Source organism: Roseateles sp. P5_E4, from assembly GCF_054049255.1.
Genome location: NZ_JBFUMS010000003.1, coordinates 336,358 through 355,476, shown reverse-complemented (window position 1 = coordinate 355,476; position 19,119 = coordinate 336,358). Strand labels below are relative to the sequence as shown.

General features: G+C 67.2%; 17 protein-coding genes. 11 read left to right on the top strand and 6 right to left on the bottom strand.

The features are described from left to right. The first annotated feature begins 142 nt into the window (after positions 1 to 142). From ACXJLH_RS08660 to ntrC, 10 genes are all read left to right on the top strand, one after another. On the top strand, positions 143 to 955 hold the full coding sequence (locus tag ACXJLH_RS08660) for a TIGR00266 family protein (protein ID WP_056198399.1): 813 nt from the start codon (positions 143 to 145) through the stop codon (positions 953 to 955). A gap of 70 nt (positions 956 to 1,025) precedes the next feature. Beyond that, on the top strand, positions 1,026 to 2,024 hold the full coding sequence (locus ACXJLH_RS08655; protein ID WP_082532716.1) for a YncE family protein: 999 nt from the start codon (positions 1,026 to 1,028) through the stop codon (positions 2,022 to 2,024). Next, complete coding sequence (locus ACXJLH_RS08650; protein WP_457443454.1) at positions 2,021 to 2,848, top strand: polysaccharide deacetylase family protein; 828 nt, start codon at positions 2,021 to 2,023, stop codon at positions 2,846 to 2,848. The genes ACXJLH_RS08655 and ACXJLH_RS08650 overlap by 4 nt, the downstream gene beginning before the upstream one ends. After that, a complete protein-coding gene (locus ACXJLH_RS08645; protein ID WP_457443452.1) occupies positions 2,845 to 3,822 on the top strand; it encodes a sterol desaturase family protein in 978 nt (325 codons plus the stop codon). Before ACXJLH_RS08650 ends, ACXJLH_RS08645 begins: the two co-directional genes overlap by 4 nt. Next, on the top strand, positions 3,822 to 4,655 hold the full coding sequence (locus tag ACXJLH_RS08640) for an EI24 domain-containing protein (protein ID WP_056198393.1): 834 nt from the start codon (positions 3,822 to 3,824) through the stop codon (positions 4,653 to 4,655). Before ACXJLH_RS08645 ends, ACXJLH_RS08640 begins: the two co-directional genes overlap by 1 nt. Before the next feature lie 4 nt (positions 4,656 to 4,659). Beyond that, entirely contained in the window at positions 4,660 to 5,451 is a 792-nt protein-coding gene (locus ACXJLH_RS08635) for a competence/damage-inducible protein A (RefSeq protein ID WP_457349555.1), read from the top strand. A gap of 166 nt (positions 5,452 to 5,617) precedes the next feature. Next, positions 5,618 to 7,033 carry a type I glutamate--ammonia ligase gene (glnA, locus tag ACXJLH_RS08630; protein WP_056198387.1) on the top strand — a complete coding sequence of 472 codons (1,416 nt, stop codon included), beginning with the start codon at positions 5,618 to 5,620 and terminating at the stop codon, positions 7,031 to 7,033. A 99-nt stretch (positions 7,034 to 7,132) separates the two neighbouring features. After that, positions 7,133 to 7,624: a hypothetical protein gene (locus tag ACXJLH_RS08625; protein ID WP_056199659.1), complete on the top strand. Its 492-nt coding sequence runs from the start codon at positions 7,133 to 7,135 to the stop codon at positions 7,622 to 7,624. Between the two features lie 290 nt (positions 7,625 to 7,914). Beyond that, positions 7,915 to 9,012, top strand: coding sequence for a nitrogen regulation protein NR(II) (glnL, locus tag ACXJLH_RS08620; RefSeq protein WP_056198384.1), 1,098 nt, complete (start codon positions 7,915 to 7,917; stop codon positions 9,010 to 9,012). Between the two features lie 34 nt (positions 9,013 to 9,046). Further along, positions 9,047 to 10,519 carry a nitrogen regulation protein NR(I) gene (ntrC, locus tag ACXJLH_RS08615; RefSeq protein ID WP_056198380.1) on the top strand — a complete coding sequence of 491 codons (1,473 nt, stop codon included), beginning with the start codon at positions 9,047 to 9,049 and terminating at the stop codon, positions 10,517 to 10,519. A gap of 32 nt (positions 10,520 to 10,551) precedes the next feature. On the opposite strand, the gene ACXJLH_RS08610 is transcribed toward ntrC, so the two are convergent. The 6 genes from ACXJLH_RS08610 to ACXJLH_RS08585 form a co-directional block, all read right to left on the bottom strand. Further along, positions 10,552 to 11,664: an EAL domain-containing protein gene (locus tag ACXJLH_RS08610; protein WP_457443450.1), complete on the bottom strand. Its 1,113-nt coding sequence runs from the start codon at positions 11,662 to 11,664 to the stop codon at positions 10,552 to 10,554. 124 nt (positions 11,665 to 11,788) lie between these two features. Beyond that, entirely contained in the window at positions 11,789 to 13,510 is a 1,722-nt protein-coding gene (locus tag ACXJLH_RS08605; RefSeq protein WP_457443448.1) for a protein kinase domain-containing protein, read from the bottom strand. Continuing rightward, positions 13,510 to 14,322 (bottom strand): formate/nitrite transporter family protein, encoded by an 813-nt coding sequence (locus ACXJLH_RS08600; protein WP_457443446.1) that lies wholly within the window; start codon positions 14,320 to 14,322, stop codon positions 13,510 to 13,512. Before ACXJLH_RS08600 ends, ACXJLH_RS08605 begins: the two co-directional genes overlap by 1 nt. Before the next feature lie 30 nt (positions 14,323 to 14,352). After that, positions 14,353 to 14,676 carry a nitrite reductase small subunit NirD gene (nirD, locus tag ACXJLH_RS08595; RefSeq protein ID WP_457392180.1) on the bottom strand — a complete coding sequence of 108 codons (324 nt, stop codon included), beginning with the start codon at positions 14,674 to 14,676 and terminating at the stop codon, positions 14,353 to 14,355. Between the two features lie 13 nt (positions 14,677 to 14,689). Further along, positions 14,690 to 17,218, bottom strand: coding sequence for a nitrite reductase large subunit NirB (nirB, locus tag ACXJLH_RS08590; protein WP_457443444.1), 2,529 nt, complete (start codon positions 17,216 to 17,218; stop codon positions 14,690 to 14,692). A 297-nt stretch (positions 17,219 to 17,515) separates the two neighbouring features. Further along, entirely contained in the window at positions 17,516 to 18,472 is a 957-nt protein-coding gene (locus ACXJLH_RS08585) for an MBL fold metallo-hydrolase (RefSeq protein ID WP_457443442.1), read from the bottom strand. A 49-nt stretch (positions 18,473 to 18,521) separates the two neighbouring features. Here ACXJLH_RS08585 and def point away from each other — a divergent pair, with 49 nt between their 5' ends. Then, positions 18,522 to 19,061 carry a peptide deformylase gene (def, locus tag ACXJLH_RS08580; RefSeq protein ID WP_457443440.1) on the top strand — a complete coding sequence of 180 codons (540 nt, stop codon included), beginning with the start codon at positions 18,522 to 18,524 and terminating at the stop codon, positions 19,059 to 19,061. Positions 19,062 to 19,119: the final 58 nt, after the last annotated feature.

Below are 19,119 nucleotides of genomic sequence, written 5' to 3'. Positions count from 1 at the left end.
ACAGGGACACAAATTGGCGGCCCGTCATCCGGCGCCACGGCAACGGCTTGCCGGGCCCGAAATCCCTGACGCCGCCGCACGGCGCCGACACCCGCAGGTCGCCCTATCATCCAGGCCGTTTTTTTATCGCCGGGAGAGCCACATGGCCATGGATGTTGTCGACTATGAGATCAAGGGTGCCGAGATGCAGTTCGTCGAGATCGAGCTCGATCCCGGCGAGGCGGCCATCGGCGAGGCGGGCTCGATGTTCTTCATGGACTCCGCCATCGGCATGGACGCCGTTTTTGGCGACGGCTCGGCCAACCAGGGCGGCTTCCTCGGCAAGCTGCTGGGCGCGGGAAAAAGGCTGCTGACGGGCGAGTCGCTGTTCACGACCATTTACACCAACAACGGCGCCGGCAAGCAGCGCGTGGCTTTCGCGGCGCCCTATCCGGGCAAGATCATCCCCATGGATCTGTCGGCGCTGGGCGGCACGCTGATTTGCCAGAAGGACGCCTTCCTGTGCGCGGCGCGTGGCGTGTCCCTGGGCATCGCCTTCCAGCAGAAGCTGTCCGCCGGCTTCTTCGGCGGCGAGGGCTTCATCATGGAGCGCCTGGAGGGCGACGGCCTGGCCTTCGTGCACGCCGGCGGCACCATCGTCCGGCGCAGCCTGCAGCCGGGCCAGACCCTGCTGGTGGACACGGGCTGCGTCGTCGCCTACACGCCCAACGTCAATTTCGAGATCCAGTACGTCGGCAAGATCAAGACGGCGCTGTTCGGCGGTGAGGGCCTGTTCCTGGCCAAGCTGACCGGCCCGGGCGAGGTCTGGCTGCAGAGCCTGCCTTTCTCGCGCCTGGCTTCGCGCATCTTTGCGGCGGCGCCGCAGATGGGCGGCCACAAGGAAGAGGGCTCGGTTCTCGGTGGTTTTGCCGGCGGTGGGCTGCTGGGAAGCATCCTCGGCGGCGACGACGAGTAAGCGCCCCGGTAAACTGGCGCGTTGTGGAGGGCGGCGGCTGCCGCCCTTTTTGCTTTTAAGGACTCCTGGAATGTTTCGTCGCAGCGCGTTCGCGCTCCTGATGGTCCTGGCCGGCCTGGCCCAGGCCAATGCCCAGGGCAATGGCCGCCCCCCTGTCTTCGTGCTGAACTCGCTGGACGCCGACATCTCCGTCGTCGACCCGGCCAGCTTCACCGTCATCAAGCGCATCCCGACCGGCAAGGAGCCCCACCACCTCTACCTGTCGCCCGACGAGAAGTCCCTCATCGTCGCCAATGCGCTGGCCGATTCGCTGACCTTCATCGATCCGCGCACGGCCGAGGTCCAGCGTGTGGTGCGTGGCATTCCCGACCCCTATCACCTGCGCTTTTCGCCGGACATGAAGTGGCTCGTCACGGCGTCCAATCGACTGGACCGCGTCGACCTCTACCGCTGGCAGGGCAGCGTTGCGGCCGAGCCGCTGCAACTGGTCAAGCGCATCCCGGCGCCGAAGACGCCGAGTCACCTCAACATCGACACCAAGAGCACGACGCTCTACGCCAGCCTGCAGGACAGCGACGAGCTACTGGCCATCGACCTGGCGACGCAGACCATCAAGTGGAAGCAGGCCGTCGGCAAGATGCCGGCCGACATCTACCTGACGCCGGATGACCGCTTCATCCTCGTCGGCCTGACCGGCGACAAGTTCGTCGAGGTCTGGGACGTCAGCGGCGGAGGCGCACCCAAGCTTGCCAAACGCATCCTGACAGGCGCCGGTGCCCATTCCTTCCGTGCATGGGGCGACAAGCGCCATGTGCTGGTCAGCAACCGCGCCGCCAACACCATCAGCAAGATCGACCTGACGACGCTGACCGTCGTCGACCAATATCCGGCGCCGGCAGGTCCCGACGACATGGAGCTGCTGACCGATGGCAAGACGCTGCTCGTCACCTCGCGCTGGGCCGGCAAGCTCACGCAGATCGACACCGCCACGCGCAAGGTCGTCAGGCAGGTCAAGGTGGGCAAGTCGCCGCACGGCATCTGGACGCTGGATCACCAACCTCGTCTATGAAAGCCTGGGCCCTGGCGCTGGTGGTCACTGCGGCCACCGCGCAACCGTCTTGCGACAAGCCGGTCTACCTCACCTTCGACACCGGCCACATGGGTGTTGCGCCGCTGATCGCCGAGACGCTGAAGAAGCACAACGCGAAAGCGACCTTCTTCCTCGCCAGCGAACCGACGCTGACCGGCGGCACGACGCTGGACGACACCTGGGCGCCCTGGTGGCGCGAGCGTGCAGCCGAGGGCCATGACTTCGGCGCCCACACCTGGGACCACGACATCTTCATGGAAGACGTGCTGGATGCCGACGGCAAGGTGGTGCGCTTCAAGGTGAGGACGCAGGCCGGCGTCAACCCGCCTGTCGTTCACGAGGTCACGCCCGAGCAGTATTGCGAGAGCCTGAAGAAGGTCGGCGAGCGCTTCACGGCCATGACGGGCAAGTCGCTGGGCCCCATCTTCCGCGCGCCGGCGGGACGCTCCTCCAAGGCCCTGCTGAATACCGCCAAGGCCTGCGGCTTCACCCATGTGGGCTGGAGCAGCGCGGGCTTCCTGGGCGATGAACTGCCCAGCCAGAGCCACCCCAACGCGCAGCTGCTGGACAAGGCGCTGCGCGACATCAAGCCCGGTGACATCCTGCTCGCCCACCTTGGCATCTGGGAACGCCAGGACCCCTGGGCGCCGGCCGTGCTGGAGCCGCTGATGACGGGATTGGAGCAGCGGGGCCTATGCTTTGCACTGCTGCGCGAGCATCCCCGCTACGCCCCACTGTTCAAGGCCGCCGACACCAAGGTCGCCCTGAAGATCGAACCCAAAACCTACGCCCGCAAGCCGTGATCGACTGGATCGCCAACGCCTTCGACAGCCTGCAGCTGTGGCTCTACGAGTCCGTCGTGCAGCCGGTCGTGTTCGGACTGGGCTTTGGCAACCTGCTGGAGGACGCCTTCGATGCGACCGGCTGGCTGCTGCTGGGGCTGATCCAGATCGTCGTCATCGTTTTGGGCATCGGCATCCTGGAGCGGCGCTGGCCGGTCGAGCCGGTGACTGACCACGCGGCCGTGCGCACCGACGTCATCTACACGCTGATCCACCGCCTCGGCCTCGTTCGCCTGTTGATCTTCTTCAGCATCGAGCCGCTGTGGGACGGCATCGCTGGCGAGCTGCGCATGGCGGGCCTGCCGACCTGGCAGCTCGACGGCATCTGGCCCGGCGTTACCGATGTCGCCTGGGTCAGCCTACTGCTCTACCTCGCCGTCTTCGACTTCGTCGGCTACTGGCTGCACCGCGCCCAGCACCAGTTCAACTGGTGGTGGGCCCTGCACAGCCTGCACCACAGCCAACGCCAGATGACGATGTGGAGCGACAACCGCAATCACCTGCTGGACGACGTGCTGCTCGGCACGGCGCTGGCCCTGCTGGCCCGCCTCATCGGTGTGGAGCCGGGGCAGTTCGTCGCCATCACCGTCATCACCCAGCTGCACGAGAGCCTGCAGCATGCGAACGCGCGCATCAGCTTTGGGCGCATCGGCGAGCGCCTCTTGATCAGCCCACGCTTCCACCGCCTACACCACAGCATCGGCATCGGCCACGAATCCGGTGGCCGCGGCACGCTGGGCGGCCACAACTTCGGCGTCCTGCTGCCGCTATGGGACCTGCTGTTCCGCACCGCCAACTTCGAGAATCGCTTCGACGCCACCGGTGTGCGCGACCAGTTGCCCGAGGAAGGTGGCCGCGACTACGGCGGCGGCTTCTGGCACCAGCAATGGCTGGGGCTGACCCGCCTGCTCCGCTCGTTCAGGAAAGCCGCTTGATGCAAAGCCTCGTCGACTCCTTCTGGCGCGCCGCCGCCTACTGCCTGCATCCGCGCGTTATCGGGCTGTCGTTGCTGCCGCTGCTCATCTGTGGCGTGTTGGTGTTCGGCTTCATGTTCTTCTTCTGGGAGGGCGCCATTGCCGCAGTGCGCGCGACGCTGGAGAGCTGGCGCCTCATCGAGAGCCTGCTGCAGTGGCTGGACAGCTGGGGTCTGCAGGCCTTCCGCAGCGCGTTGGCGGCCATCGTCGTGCTGGCTGGCGTGCTGCCGGTCGTCATTCTGATGAGCCTGCTGCTGGTCGCGCTGCTGATGACGCCGGCCATCGTCCGCCTCGTCGCCCAGCGCCGCTTCCCGCTGCTGGAGAAGAAGCGCGGCGGCACGCTGATGCAGAGCGTCGCGGCCTCGCTGGGCGCCACCGTCATCGCGCTGGTGCTCATCCTGCTGTCCATGCCGCTGTGGCTGATCCCGCCCCTCGTCATGGTGCTGCCGCCGTTGATCTGGGGCTGGCTGACCTACCGTGTCTTCGGCTTCGACGTGCTGGCGGACCATGCCTCCGCCGAGGAGCGCCGCGCATTGCTGAAGGAGCACCGCATCCCGATGCTGGCGATGGGCGTGGTCTGCGGTTATCTCGGCGCAGTGCCGTCACTGATCTGGGCCGTTTCCGGTGTGGCCGCCGTCATCTTTGCGCCCTTCGTCGTGCTGCTGGCGATCTGGCTGTACACCTTGGTCTTCGCCTTCTCGACCGCCTGGTTCACCCATTACGCGCTGGGCGCCCTGCAGGCGCGGCGGGCGGCGGAGCCGGTGGCTGAATCTGCCGTCCTCATCGAAAGCTGAAGCTATGCAAGTGGGTCTCATCATCATTGGCGACGAGATCCTCTCGGGCAAACGCCAGGACTCGCACCTGGCCAAGTTCATCGAGTTGCTGGGGCAGCGCGGCATGCAGCTCGCCTGGGCGCAATACCTGGGCGATGACCGTGAGCAGCTTGTCGGCAAGCTGCGCGAGGCTTTTGCGAGCGGTGATCTCATCGTCAGCTGTGGCGGCATTGGCGCGACGCCCGACGATCACACCCGCCAGTCCGCCGCAGCGGCGCTAGGCCGGCCGCTGGCCCTGCACCCCGAGGCGCGCGAGCTGATCTGGCAGCGCATCCAGCAGATGGCGGCCGAACAGGGCAAGACGGTGACGGCCGACGAGCCCGACACGCTGCGCCGGTTGGAGATGGGCGTCTTCCCGGAAGGCGCCGGCATCGTGCCCAACCCCTTCAACAAGATCCCCGGCTTCTTCGTGGGCAACGTCCACTTCGTGCCGGGTTTTCCGGTCATGGCGCATCCGATGATGGCCTGGGTGCTGGACCGCTTCCCGCAATTGCATCGCCAGGCCGGCGTCATCGAGCGCTCGCTGATCGTGCAGGGCGCGATGGAGGCCAGCCTGACGCCGCTGATGGAGGCCATCGAGGCCGAGTTCGCCGGCATCAAGGTCTTCAGCCTGCCGAGCGTCGACCATCCGCAATGGGGACGCTGTATCGAGTTGGGAGTGAAGGGGGAGGCGCAAAGCCTCGACGTCGCCTATGACGCCCTGAAGCGGGGCGTGATCCAGTTTGGTGCAACCATCAGCACCGAGCTGGTGCGATAGTTCTCGCGCTGTCACGGGCCCCGCCACATAATCCCCGGCGATGCCGGGCAGCAACCCATGTCGGTGCATCTGGCATGCAACCTGCTTTAAATCCCCCCGTGGCCGCTGGCGCGTGTGCGTCGGTGGCGGCATTCCACCCCTGTCCAGATCCCGCTAGGAGCTATTGATGGCCAAGACCGTCGCCGATGTGATGAACATCGTCAAGGAAAACGAAGTCAAGTTCGTTGACTTCCGCTTCACCGATACCCGTGGCAAGGAGCAGCACGTCTCCGTGCCGGTCTCCCATTTCGACGAAGACAAGTTCATTTCGGGCCACGCCTTCGACGGCTCCTCGATCGCCGGCTGGAAGGGCATCGAAGCCTCGGACATGCTGCTCATGCCCGATCCGAACACCGCCAACATCGACCCCTTCTTCGAAGAGCCGACGCTGATCCTGTCCTGCGACGTGGTCGACCCGGCCGACGGCAAGGCCTATGAGCGCGACCCGCGTTCGCTGGCCAAGCGCGCCGAGGCTTATCTGAAGGCTTCCGGCCTGGGCGACACGGCTTATTTCGGCCCGGAACCCGAGTTCTTCATCTTCGACAGCGTGCGCTGGGGCAATGAAATGTCCGGCTCGTTCTTCAAGATCGAGTCCGAGGAAGGCGCCTGGAACTCCTCCAAGGAATACGAGCACGGCAACTCCGGCTACCGTCCCACCGTCAAGGGCGGCTACTTCCCCGTGCCCCCGGTCGACAGCGGCCAGGACATGCGCTCGGAGATGTGCCTGATCCTCGAGCAGATGGGCATTCCGGTCGAGGTGCATCACCACGAAGTGGCGAACGCGGGCCAGATGGAAATCGGCACCAAGTTCAGCTCGCTGGTGCAGCGCGCCGACTGGCTGCAGCTGCAGAAGTACATCATCCAGAACGTCGCCCATGCCTATGGCAAGACCGCGACCTTCATGCCCAAGCCCCTGGTGGGCGACAACGGCAGCGGCATGCACGTTCACCAGTCCGTCTGGAAGGACGGCAAGAACCTGTTCGCCGGTGACGGTTACGCCGGCCTGAGCGAATTCGCGCTGTACTACATCGGCGGCATCATCAAGCACGCCCGCGCGCTGAACGCCATCACCAACCCCGGTACGAACTCGTACAAGCGTCTGGTGCCCGGCTTCGAAGCCCCGGTGAAGCTGGCCTACTCGGCCAAGAACCGCTCGGCCTCGATCCGCATTCCCTACGTCGCCAACCCCAAGGGCCGCCGCATCGAAGCGCGCTTCCCGGATCCTTCCGCCAACCCCTACCTGGCCTTCAGCGCGCTGCTGATGGCCGGCCTGGACGGCGTGGAGAACAAGATCCATCCGGGCGAAGCCGCCACCAAGGACCTGTACCACCTGCCGCCCGAGGAAGACGCGAAGATCCCGACCGTCTGCCACAGCCTCGACCAGGCGCTGGACTACCTGGACAAGGGCCGCTCCTTCCTGACCAAGGGTGGCGTGTTCACCGACAGCTACATCGATGCCTACATCGAGCTGAAGATGCAGGAAGTGACGCGCTTCCGCATGGCCACGCACCCGGTCGAGTTCGACATGTACTACGCGCTGTGATGGCCATGGGCAGCACACGCGCTGCCTGTGTCATCCCCGTGGAAGGGGGCCGCTGGTGCGGCCCCTTTTTTGTTGCCGACGCTGAGCCACAATCCCGCCATGCTGAATCGATTGCTGGCTCCGTTGTTCGTCCTGGCCAGCCTGGGCGCGCAAGCCCAGGGCACGGTCTATCGCTGCCCCGGGCCGCCGGTGCTCTACACCGATGCCTTGAGCGCGAAGGAAGCCAACGAGAAGGGCTGCCGCACGATCGAAGGCACGCCGATCACCGTCCTGCAGGCACCCAGGCCGCGCGCCAGCGCTTCGGCTGCGCCGGTGGCCGAGGGGCCGCGCGGTGCTGAAAGCCGCATCGACGCCGGCCAGCAGCGCGTGCGCGACGACGAGCGCCGCCGCGTGCTGCAGACCGAGCTGCGCCAGGCGGAAGAACGCCTCGCGGCCGCGCAGCGCGAGTTCAACAACGGCCAGGGCGAGCGCCGCGGCGACGAGCGCAACTACCAGAAGTACCTCGACCGCATGGCCGAGCTCAAGGACAGCATCGCCCGCCACGAGTCCGACATCCAGGCGCTCAAGCGCGAAATCGCCAAACTTCCCTGAGGCGCAGAGCGCCGGAGGAGCGTGGTCGGTGGCAGGCCGGGCTCGCGTTGGCCCCAAAACGGAGGCTAGGCAAGGCGCGGCGTGCAGCCCGGGCTGGTTGCCCGGGCAAACGGCGCAACGAAGAATCGCCTCCGTTTTGGGGCCAACCCTTCGGGCCGGCGCGATTTGCGGCGTCATGCCGCGTTGCGCCCTCGTTGCGGGAGCCCCTCCCGCGCCTCGCGCGCGCCTTGCCTGGCGCCGCAACTCGCGTCGGCGCGGGCCCGGCCTGCCACCGACCACGCTCCTGCTCCATGACTGATACCTTTTTGCTGCCGGCGGAATTTGCCGGCCTGGACTTGCTGGCGACCATGGTCGTTGTCACCAGCGCGGAGGGCGAATGCCTGTTCGCCAATGCCGCCTTCGAGAACGTCATGCGGCTGTCGCGCCGCAGCGTGCAGAAGGCCCAGTTGCCCGACTGGTTCGATGACGCCCAGCGCCTCACCGAGACCCTGGCCGGCGTTGCTGCCAACCATTACTCCAGCAGCCGCTTCGACGCCTTGCTGCGCCGCGGCTCCTGGGCCCACGAGGATGGGCTGCCCGTGCATGTCATCGTGTCGCAGATGGATGCGGGCGACGACGACGTGCCGCGCGTGCTGGTGGAGCTCATCGAGATTGCCCAGCAGGCCCGCCAGGACCGTGACGAGCGCAGCCTCGACCAGGTCCAGGCCACCAAGGAGCTGACCCGCAACCTCGCCCACGAGATCAAGAACCCGCTGGGGGGCATCCGCGGTGCAGCGCAACTGCTGGCGCTAGAGCTGCAAGACGGCAATCCCGAGCTGACCGAATACACCCAGGTCATCGTGCATGAGGTGGACCGCCTGCAAAGCCTGGTCGACCGCCTGCTGGCCCCGCATCGCCGCGCCCAGGTCGTCGGTGATGCCAACATCCACGAGATCTGCGAGCGGGTGCGCGCGCTGGTGCTCATCGAGCATCCCAAGGGCCTGGTCATTCACCGCGACTACGACACCTCGCTGCCTGACTTCCGCGGCGATCGCGAGCAGTTGATCCAGATGGTGTTGAACATCGTGCAGAACGCCGCGCAGGTGCTGGGTTCGCGCATCGCGGCCGGCGACGCCCAGATCGTTTTGCGCACGCGGGTGGCCCGGCAGGTGACCATCGGCAAGCAGCGCTGGCGCTTGGCATTGGAATTGCATATTGAGGACAACGGTCCCGGCGTCCCCGCCGAGATCCGGGATCGCATCTTCTTTCCCCTGGTCTCAGGGCGGGAGGGCGGCTCGGGACTCGGACTCACGCTTGCGCAGACGATCGCCCAGCAACATCAGGGCATGATCGATTGCGAAAGCGAGCCGGGCCTGACGAATTTCCGAATCACGCTGCCCTTGCCTTGACGCCACAAGCCGACAGGATGGGCTGAGGAACCGCATGAAATCCATCTGGGTTGTTGACGACGACCACTCGATCCGCTTCGTGCTCGAGAAGGCCCTGGCCCGCGAGGGGCTGCCGGTGCGCAGCTTCAGCAATGCGCGCGACATGCTCGCCGCGCTCGACGACGACAGTCCGCAAGTGCTGGTGTCAGACATCCGCATGCCCGGCGGCTCGGGCCTGGAACTGCTGGCCAAGGTCAAGGCGCGGCTGCCGGCGCTGCCCGTCATCATCATGACGGCCTATTCCGACCTTGACAGCGCCGTGTCGGCCTTCCAGGGCGGCGCGTTTGAATACCTGCCCAAGCCCTTCGACCTTCCGCGCGCCGTGGAGCTGATCCGCCGCGCCCAGGAAGAGAGCCAGCGCGAGGCCGGCGAGCAGGAGGCCGCCGCGCAGGTGCCCGAGATGCTGGGCCAGGCGCCGGCCATGCAGGACGTCTTCCGCGCCATCGGGCGCCTGTCGCAGAGCAACGTCACCGTGATGATCACGGGCGAGAGCGGCTCGGGCAAGGAACTGGTCGCCCGCGCGCTGCACAAGCACAGCCCGCGTGGCGAAGGCCCCTTCGTTGCCATCAACACCGCGGCCATCCCGAAGGACCTGCTGGAAAGCGAGCTCTTCGGCCACGAGCGCGGCGCCTTCACCGGTGCCCAGGCCTCGCGGCGCGGCCGCTTCGAGCAGGCCGACGGCGGCACGCTCTTCCTCGACGAAATCGGCGACATGCCCTTCGAGCTGCAGACGCGCCTGTTGCGTGTGCTGTCCGACGGCCAGTTCTACCGCGTCGGTGGCCACAGCCCGATGCGCAGCAATGTGCGCGTCATCGCCGCCACACACCAGAACCTGGAAGACCGTGTTCGCCAGGGCGTGTTCCGCGAGGACCTGTTCCACCGCCTCAACGTCATCCGCCTGCGCCTGCCGCCGCTGCGCGAGCGCCGCGAGGACGTGCCCTCGCTGGCCCGTCATTTCCTGCAGCGCAGTGCGACCGAGCTGGGTGTCGAGGCCAAGCGCCTGTCTGACGCCGCCCTCGTCGTGCTGACCAATTTCGACTTCCCTGGCAATGTGCGCCAGCTGGAGAACATCTGTCACTGGCTCAGCGTCATGGCGCCCAGCCAGACCGTCGAGCCCAAGGACCTGCCGGACGAGGTGCAGCCCGGCTATGTCCCGGCGCCTTCCACGACGGCCATGACAAGCGTGCCGGCTGCGCAGTCCAGTGCCGCTGCGCCCCTGCCGGCCGCCGCGCCGGCCAGCACCAGCAGCGGCGAAGGTTGGCTGGCCGACATGGCTGCCGATGCGCGCGCAAGGCTGCTGGCGGGTGAACCTGACGTGTGGGATGCGCTGACGAAGAAGTTCGAGGCACAGCTCATCCTGACGGCGCTGGACATCACGCGCGGCCGCCGCATCGAGGCCGCCCAGAAGCTCGGCATCGGCCGCAATACCATCACACGCAAGATCCAGGAGCTGGGCCTGGACGTTTGAGAAACGCCGCTCCCCGGTCTGCCGGGGAGCCGCTACAGCGTGTCCACCATGATCGGCCTGCCGGTCAGATAGCCCTGGATCAGGCGAAAGCCCATCTCACGGCAGACCTGGGCCTCGGCCTCCTGTTCGACGCCTTCGGCCAAGGGCACCGAGCCCAGCTCCAGCACCATGCGCACCAGGTCGCGCACCATGCGTTGCTTGCGCTCGCTGGCCTCATGCAGGTTGCGCACGATGCCCATGTCGAACTTGACGAAGTGCGCCGGCACCTCGGCCAGCTCGTTCAGCCTTGCCTGGCCGGCGCCGAAGTCGTCGTAGGCGAATTCCACGCCGATGCCGTTCAGGCGCTCGGCCAGCTCGCGCATGCGGTCGACTTCGACCACAGCGCTTTCGTGCACCTCCACCACCAGCTGTGGCCGCGTGGGCAGGGCCAGCAGCCCCTGCAGGGCCTGGAAGAACTCTTCCGAGAAGGTCTCGCTCGGATGGGCGTTGACGAAGACGCGCATCCCCTGCGCCTTGGGTGCCAGCGCCGCTACGCCATGGGAGCGGAACGCTTCGCTCAACTCGGCCTCGCGCCGCAGCGTGGCGGCCATCCGGAACAGGTGCATCGGCGAGCCGGGCAGCTCAGGGTGCGTGCAGCGGCCCAGTAGCTCGTAGGCGAACAGCCCGCCCGTGCGCGCGTCGACGATGGGTTGCGCCGCTGCTGTCAGGCCTCGGCCGGCCAGGAACTCCAGGAACTGCGCCTCCAGGCGCACGAAGTTCTGGCTGAGGGGGGTCATGCCCGGTGAGACCACCATCGTGCGCATGGGCAGCGGGCCCGCCACGGTGGCCGCAGCAAGCGTCTCGTCGTGGGTCAGGCGGAACTCGGCGGTGCAGAAATGGATGATGTCGTTCGGTGCCAGCTGCCGCGGGCCCACCAGGCGCTCGTGGTTCACGAAAGTGCCGTTGGTGCTGCCCAGGTCGACCACCAGCAGGCCGCCCGCCTCGTCGGCCTGCAGTTCGGCATGCCGTCGAGACAGCCCCTGCGCCTCGATGGTCAGGTCATTGCCGGCATCGCGACCCACGCTGAACGGCAACCGGTCGATGCGATGCGTGACGCGCGATCCATCGGCGGCCACGCTCTCCAGAAACCACGGCGTACTGCCCATTCAAGCCCCTCCACGCTCCTACCGCCAACCTGCGGCGTACACACTTTCGGCGCGTGCTGCGGAATGAGCACATTCTGAAACACATTCACCGGACAGGAGCACCGGTCCTTCCCTCGGTTGGGGGTCAGCTGCCGCTCAGCCTCAATCCCAGCAACACCAGCGTCGCCAGGCCGAAAACCAGCGTCAGCACGCGCCAGAACAGCAGCGGATGGCGCTGCTGCAGCGGCGTGCGGTCCCGGCTCATGAATTCGGGGCCGGGCGCATAAAGGTCATGCGCCAGCTCTGACAGTGCCTGCTGACGCCGTGAGGGTTGGGGATGCAAGGCCTTGCGCAGCACGCGGTCCAGCCAGTCGGGCAGGTCGGGGCGCCGGGTGCGCAGCGGCACGTATTGCAGCTTGTGCAGGTCACGGGGGCCACGCACCTGGGGCACCTGCAGGCCGTAGGGCAAGGCGCCGGTCAGCATCTGGTAGGCCAGCACGGCCAGCGAGAACAGCTCGGACACCTGCGTGCCGCCGTCGCCGGTGAAGTATTCCGGCGCGGTGTACTGCAGGCTGCCGGCGATGTCGGTGGCGCGCGCATCGCCCAGGCCCTCGTTCAGGCCCGCCACATGGGCCGAGGCGAGGTCGATGAGGATGACAGTGCCCTGGCGGTCGATCATCAGGTTCTCGGGCCGCAGGTCCTGGTGCAGCATTTCCTTGCGATGCAGGGCTTGCAGGCCACGGGCGATCTGGTCGACGAGCTGGCGCACCTCGTCGAGCCCGGGCTTCGGGTGATCGGTCATCCACTGGGCCAGGGTCTGGCCGGTGATGAACTCCATCGCGGTGAAGAGGTGCTCACGCCGCTTCTCGGCCGGCGCGGCCTTGATGACGTGCGGGCTGTCGACGCGCCGCGCCACCCACTCCTCGATCGCGAAGCGGTCCAGGGCCCGGCTGTCGGTGCCCATCTCGGCGGAGGGCAGCTTGAGCGCCCATTCGCGCTCCTGGGCATCGACGGCCAGCACGACCTGGCTCCTTGCGCTCGCATAGAGCTCGCGAATGACGCGGTAGCCCTCGAACTCCATGCGCGGGGCCAACCGTGGCGGCAGGCGCAGGCGCTCCCGCTGCACGGGCGGCGCGAGCTGATCGGGCAGGGATTCAACGCGCGCCAGCATGACGGTGGCGTTGTCCTGGCTGCCCCGCGCCAGCGCCACGGCCACGAGGGCCTGGGCGGCGGCCTGCAGGTCGGCGCCGTGGCGGCTGACGGTGCTGACGACGAGCGCCGGGTCCAGGTGCTCGTAGGCGCCGTCGGTGGCCAGCAGATAGGTCTCGCCGACTTCGGTGGGCCAGCAGGCGTGGTCGATCTCGAGATGCGGGCTGATGCCCAGTGCCCGGCCCAGATAGGTCTGGCCGCCGTCCAGGCGCACGCGGTGGTCGTGGCTCAGCTGCTCCAGCGCGGTGGAATGGATGCGGTAGGCGCGCGTGTCGCCCACATGCAGCAGGTGCACCTCGCGGCCCTTGAAGACCAGGGCGCTGAAGGTGCAGACATGGCCGCGGTCCTTGTCGAAGCGGCCTTCGCCGAGCTGCGTCTGGGCGTGCAGCCAGCCGTTGGTGGCGGCCAGCACGCATTGGGCGGCGCGGCGTACTGTCCAGGCCTCGGAGGTGCCGTAGTAGTCCTCCAGGAAGCCGCGCACCGCCGCCGCGCTGGCGATCTGGCTGACGGGGCTGCTGCTGATGCCGTCGGCAATCGCCAGCGCAATGCCGCGCGAGCGGCGCTGCGCGTCGGTCGGCAGGGCTGCGCCGTGGAAGTCCTGGTTCAGCGGCTTGACGCCGGCCTCGGAGTGCTGGCCGACCGCAAGCCGCAATGTCATCAGCTGAGGACTCGCTTGGGAGCGGTCTTGTAGTGCGTCGAGTACAGCGACAAGCCGACGAAGGTCAGGCCGCCGACCAGGTTGCCGACCACGGTGGGAATTTCGTTCCAGATCAGGTAATCCATGATCGTGAACTTGCCGCCCAGCATCAGGCCCGAGGGGAACAGGAACATGTTGACGATGCTGTGCTCGAAACCCATGTAGAAGAACACCATGATGGGCATCCACATGCCGATGGCCTTGCCGGAGACGGAGGTGGACATCATCGCCGCGACCACGCCGGTGGACACCATCCAGTTGCACAGCACGCCGCGGATGAAGAGGGTCAGCATGCCGGCGGCGCCGTGTGCCGAGTAGCCCACCGTGCGGCTTTCGCCGATGGTGCCGATCTTCAGGCCGACCGCGTTGGGCGCCTCACTGAAGCCGAAGGTGAAGATGATGGCCATGAAGACGGCCACCGTCAGCGCCCCAGCGAAGTTGCCGAAGAAGACCAGCGTCCAGTTGCGCATGACGCCGCCCCAGGTCGCGCCGGGCCGCTTGTCCAGCACGGCCAGCGGCACCAGCGTGAACACGCCGGTCAGCAGGTCGAAGCCCATCAGGTAGAGCAGGATGAAGCCGACCGGGAACAGCAGCGCGCCAACCAGCGGGTTGCCGGTGTTGACGCTGACCGTCACCGCGAAGGCCGCAGCCAGCGCCAGGATGGCGCCCGCCATGTAGGAGCGGATCAGCGTGTCGCGGGTGGACATCAGCAGCTTGGATTCACCGGCATCGACCATCTTGGTCACGAACTCGGTGGGTACGACGTAGGCCATGGTTTGTCTCCTCTTTCGCCAATCAAATAGTCAACGCAGCGCGACGAGCACGCGGCCGTCCTGCACCTGCACGGCATGGGCGCGCACCGACTGCTCGGGCGCTTCCAGGCACTCGCCGGTGTTCAGGTCGAAATGGTTCTTGTAGAGCGGCGACGCGACGACGATGCGCTCGCCCAGGTTGCCCACCAGGCCGCGGGCCAGCACGCTGGCGCCGGAGCGCGGGTCGATGTTGTCGATGGCGTGGAAGTTCTCCTGGCCGACGCGGAACACGGCCACGTGGTGGTCACCGACGCGAGCGGCCACGCCGGTGTTGGGCAGGATGTCGTCGACGGCGCAGATGTGGGTGAAAGTCATGTCGGCTCCTTGATCAAACGGTGGCTTCTTCTTCGCGCTCTTCGGCACGCGCGGGGCGGATCTGGCCGCGCTCTTCCACGAAGATGATTCGCTCGTCCGGCTTGTCGCTGTTGACGAAGGAGCGGAAGCGCTGGCGCACCTCGGGCGTCGTGACGGCCGTCTTCCATTCGCACTGGTAGGTGTCGACGACGGCCTGCATCTGCGCCTCCAGCTCGGCGGCGAGGCCCAGGCTGTCGTTGATGACGACGTCCTTCAGGTAGTCCAGGCCACCTTCGAGGTTGTCGCGCCAGGTGCTGGTGCGCTGCAGGCGGTCGGCCGTGCGCACGTAGAACATCAGGAAGCGGTCGATGTACTTGATCAGGTCGGCCTTGCTCAGGTCGCTGGCGATCAGCTCGGCGTGACGCGGCTTCATGCCGCCGTTGCCGGCGACGTAGAGGTTCCAGCCCTTTTCCGTCGCGATGATGCCGACGTCCTTGCCCTGGGCCTCGGCGCATTCCCGCGTGCAGCCGGAGACGCCGAACTTGATCTTGTGCGGCGCACGCAGGCCCTTGTAGCGGTTCTCGATTTCCACCGCGAGGCCGACCGAGTCGTCCACGCCATAACGGCACCACGTGCTGCCCACGCAGCTCTTTACGGTGCGCAGCGACTTGCCGTAGGCATGGCCGCTCTCGAAGCCGGCGGCGATCAGCTCTTCCCAGATGAAGGGCAGCTGCTCGACGCGGGCGCCGAACATGTCGACGCGCGCGCCGCCGGTGATCTTGGTGTACAGGCCGTACTTCTTGGCCACCTGGCCGACGGCGATCAAGCCATCGGGCGTGACCTCGCCGCCCGGCATGCGCGGCACGACGGAGTAGCTGCCGTCCTTCTGGATGTTGCCGAGGTAGTAGTCGTTGCTGTCCTGCAGCGCGGCCAGCTTGGGCTCCAGCACGAACTCGTTCCAGCACGACGCGAAGATGCTGGCTGCCGCGGGCTTGCAGATGTCGCAGCCCAGGCCCTTGCCGTGCTTGGCCATCAGGTCGCTGAAGGTCTTGATGCCGCCCACGCGGATGAGGTGGTACAGCTCCTGGCGCGAATGCGGGAAGTGCTCGCAGATGTGGTTGTTCACGGCCATGCCGCGCTTGGCCATCTCGAACTTCATCACCTGGGTGACGAGCGGTACGCAGCCGCCGCAAGTCGCGCCGGCCTTGGTGCAGGCCTTGAGGGCGCCGATGGTGGTCGCACCGTCGCCGACGGCCGAGCAGATCTGGCCCTTGCTGACGTTGTTGCACGAGCACAGCTGGGCGCTGTCGGGCAGGGCGTCCGGGCCGATGCCGACCTTGGCCTTGCCGTCGCTGCTGGGCAGGATCAGGAACTCGGGGTCGGCCGGCAGCTTGATGCCGTTCAGCTGCATCTGCTGCAGCGTGCCGTACTCGGCGGCGTCGCCCACCAGCACGGCGCCGAGCAGCTTCTCACCGTCCTCGCTGACGACGATCTTCTTGTAGATCTGCTTGCGCTCGTCGACGTACTGGTAGCTGCGGCAGTTCGGCGTCTTGCCATGAGCGTCGCCGATGCTGGCCACGTCCACGCCCATCAGTTTGAGCTTGGTGGACAGGTCGGCGCCGGGGAAGGCCGCCTCGGCATCGCCGGCGATATGGCGGGCCGCCACACGGGCCATCTCATAGCCAGGGGCGACCAGGCCGTAGGTCTGCTCGTTCCAGGCCGCGACCTCGCCGACGGCGTAGACATTGCGGTCGCTGGTGCGGCAGTGGTCGTCGATGACGACGCCGCCGCGCGGGCCGATGGCCAGCACGCATTGGCGCGGCAGTTCGTCACGCGGGCGGATGCCGGCGGAGAACACGATCATGTCGGTCTCCAGCCAGGTGCCGTCGGCGAACACCATGCGGTGGCGGGCCATCGCGCCGTCGGTGATCTCCAGGGTGTTGCGGCCGGTGTGGACCTGCACGCCGAGGTCTTCGATCTTCTTGCGCAGCACGCGGCCGCCACCTTCGTCGATCTGCACGGCCATCAGGCGCGGCGCGAACTCGACGACGTGCGTCTCCAGGCCCATGTCGCGCAGCGCCTTGGCGCATTCCAGGCCCAGCAGGCCGCCGCCGATGACGACGCCGGTCTTGGAGACCGCGCCGCTGGCTTTCATGCCTTCCAGGTCTTCGATGGTGCGGTAGACGTGGCAATGCGGCCGATCGCGGCCGGGCACTGACGGCACGAAGGGGTAGGAGCCCGTGGCCAGCACCAGCTTGTCGTAGTGGACGACTTCGCCGTCGGCCAGCGTGATGGTGTGGTCGCGGCGCTCGACGGTCACGGCCTTGGCGGCCAGGCGCAGCTTGAAGCCGGGGTGGTTCTCGAAGAAGCCCTCGGGCACCAGGGACAGGTCCTCGGCCGATTTGCCCGAAAAGAATTCGGACAGATGCACGCGGTCATAGGCCGGGCGTGGCTCCTCGCACAGCACCGTCACCTGCACGTCGGCGGCAGCAGGCCCCTCTGCGAGGGATTCGAGAAATTTCTGGCCCACCATTCCGTGGCCGATGAGGACGATGTGCTGCATGTGTGTTCAGGGCGAAGCAGGCTGCGCCGACGGGCTTGGAAAGGCCAGATCGGAGCCACCAGTAAGAAGGCCCCGAGAGCAGCGGTCTGCTCGGTCGGGGCCGGAAGATGAGGTTCGCCGCCTTTGGCGATGCTTCTGCGGAAGCAGAGGGCCGCGTCAGCGCAGCACCTCATCCCCTACAATGCAAGGACCATGCCTGCGCCAGAAACGGGCATCGCCCATGAGCCGGCATGCACCACGCAGGGGTGGCACAGGGGCGGTGCGAGGCGACGCACCGCGGCGGGGCGCATCGCCCCGTCAGCGGGCCGGGCGGTCCAGCATCACCTCGAGGCCTTGCGCGTTCAGCTCGGCGTCCAGGCCCAGCCAGTCGGCGGCCTCGGCGTCAGCCGGGTGGCCGTGGCTGCGCAGGCGTGCGAGATAGCCATCCAGCAGGCCGGCCTTGAGCTGCTCGTGACGGCGCGGCGCGGCGCGCAGGGACTCGGCCAGCGCCACCATCTCGTCCACCTGCTCCAGCATCAGCGCGGCCAGGCGACGCACTTCGTCCACCGAGCCGCCGATGCGGCCGTAGTGGGTGACCTGCATCGCAAGCGGCTCGGCCGCCAGCAGCCGCGCGACGGTGGACTTGAGCGCTTCGGGCTCGAACTGCACCGGCGTGCTGGTCGGCAGGATCCAGGCGCGGCCGTCGACGTCGAAGGCGCGGTAGGACAGGCCGAAGGTGTCGCCCGTGAACCAGCTGCGGCTCCTCTCGTCCCAGATCGCGTGGTGATGCCTGGCGTGGCCGGGGCTGTCGATGAGGCGTAGCGGCCGGCCGGCGAGGTGGATGACCTGCTCGTCATGGCTGGCCTCGGCGCGTTCAGCCGGCACGGGCACGAGCCTGCCGTAGCTGCGCTGCATCTCGGCCTCGCCGTAGACGGCGAGCGCTCCCAGCCATAGCGCCTTGGGGTCCACCATGTGGCGCAGGCCACGCGGGTGCACCAAGGCGCGGGCCTGGGGCAGGGCTTCCATCAGCAGGCCGACGCCGCCGGCATGGTCCAGGTGCACGTGGGTCGGGATCACCCAGTCCACTGCCTCCGGTGACAGCCCCAGCGCGTTCAATGCCGCCAGGAGGCGCGGCACGGCATGGTTGGTGCCGGTATCGATGAAGGCGGCGCGGCCGTTCTCGACCGTCAGATAGGCGGCATCGAAGCGCGGGCGCTGGAAGCCGGTGTCGATGGCGTAGATGCCGTGGCCGAGGTCTTCGATGAAGTCAAGCATGAACGGGGCTTCCTAGAATCACCGATCACGATAGCCCAAGGAGGCCGCAGTGGCGGTGCACGAGATTTTGAAGATGGGCGACCCGCGCTTGCTGCGCGTGGCCCAACCGGTCACCGCCTTCGGCACGCCGGAGCTGAAAGCGCTGATCGCCGACATGTTTGAAACCATGGCCGCCGCCAATGGCGCGGGTCTGGCGGCGCCGCAGATCGGCGTGGACCTGCGCCTGGTCATCTTTGGCTACACGAAGAATGTGCGCTACCCGGATGCGCCGCCGGTGCCGCCCACCGTATTGATCAATCCGAAGATCGAAGTGCTGGACGGCGGCCGCACCGAGGGTTGGGAGGGCTGCCTGTCGGTGCCGGGGCTGCGCGGCGTCGTCGAGCGCGATGAACGCATCCGCTACACCGGCTTCGATGCCGATGGTGCGGTGATCGACCGCATCGCCGAGGGTTTCCATGCCCGCGTTGTGCAGCATGAGTGCGACCATCTGGATGGCACCCTCTACCCGATGCGGATCAAGGACTTCACTCGCTTCGGCTTCACGTCCGTGCTCTTCCCGGAGCTCGACCCCGCGTCCGACGACGACTGAGAGATGGAAACACTTGTAAGTGCGGTGCACCGCACGCGGATCTTGTGCGTTGCGCAGG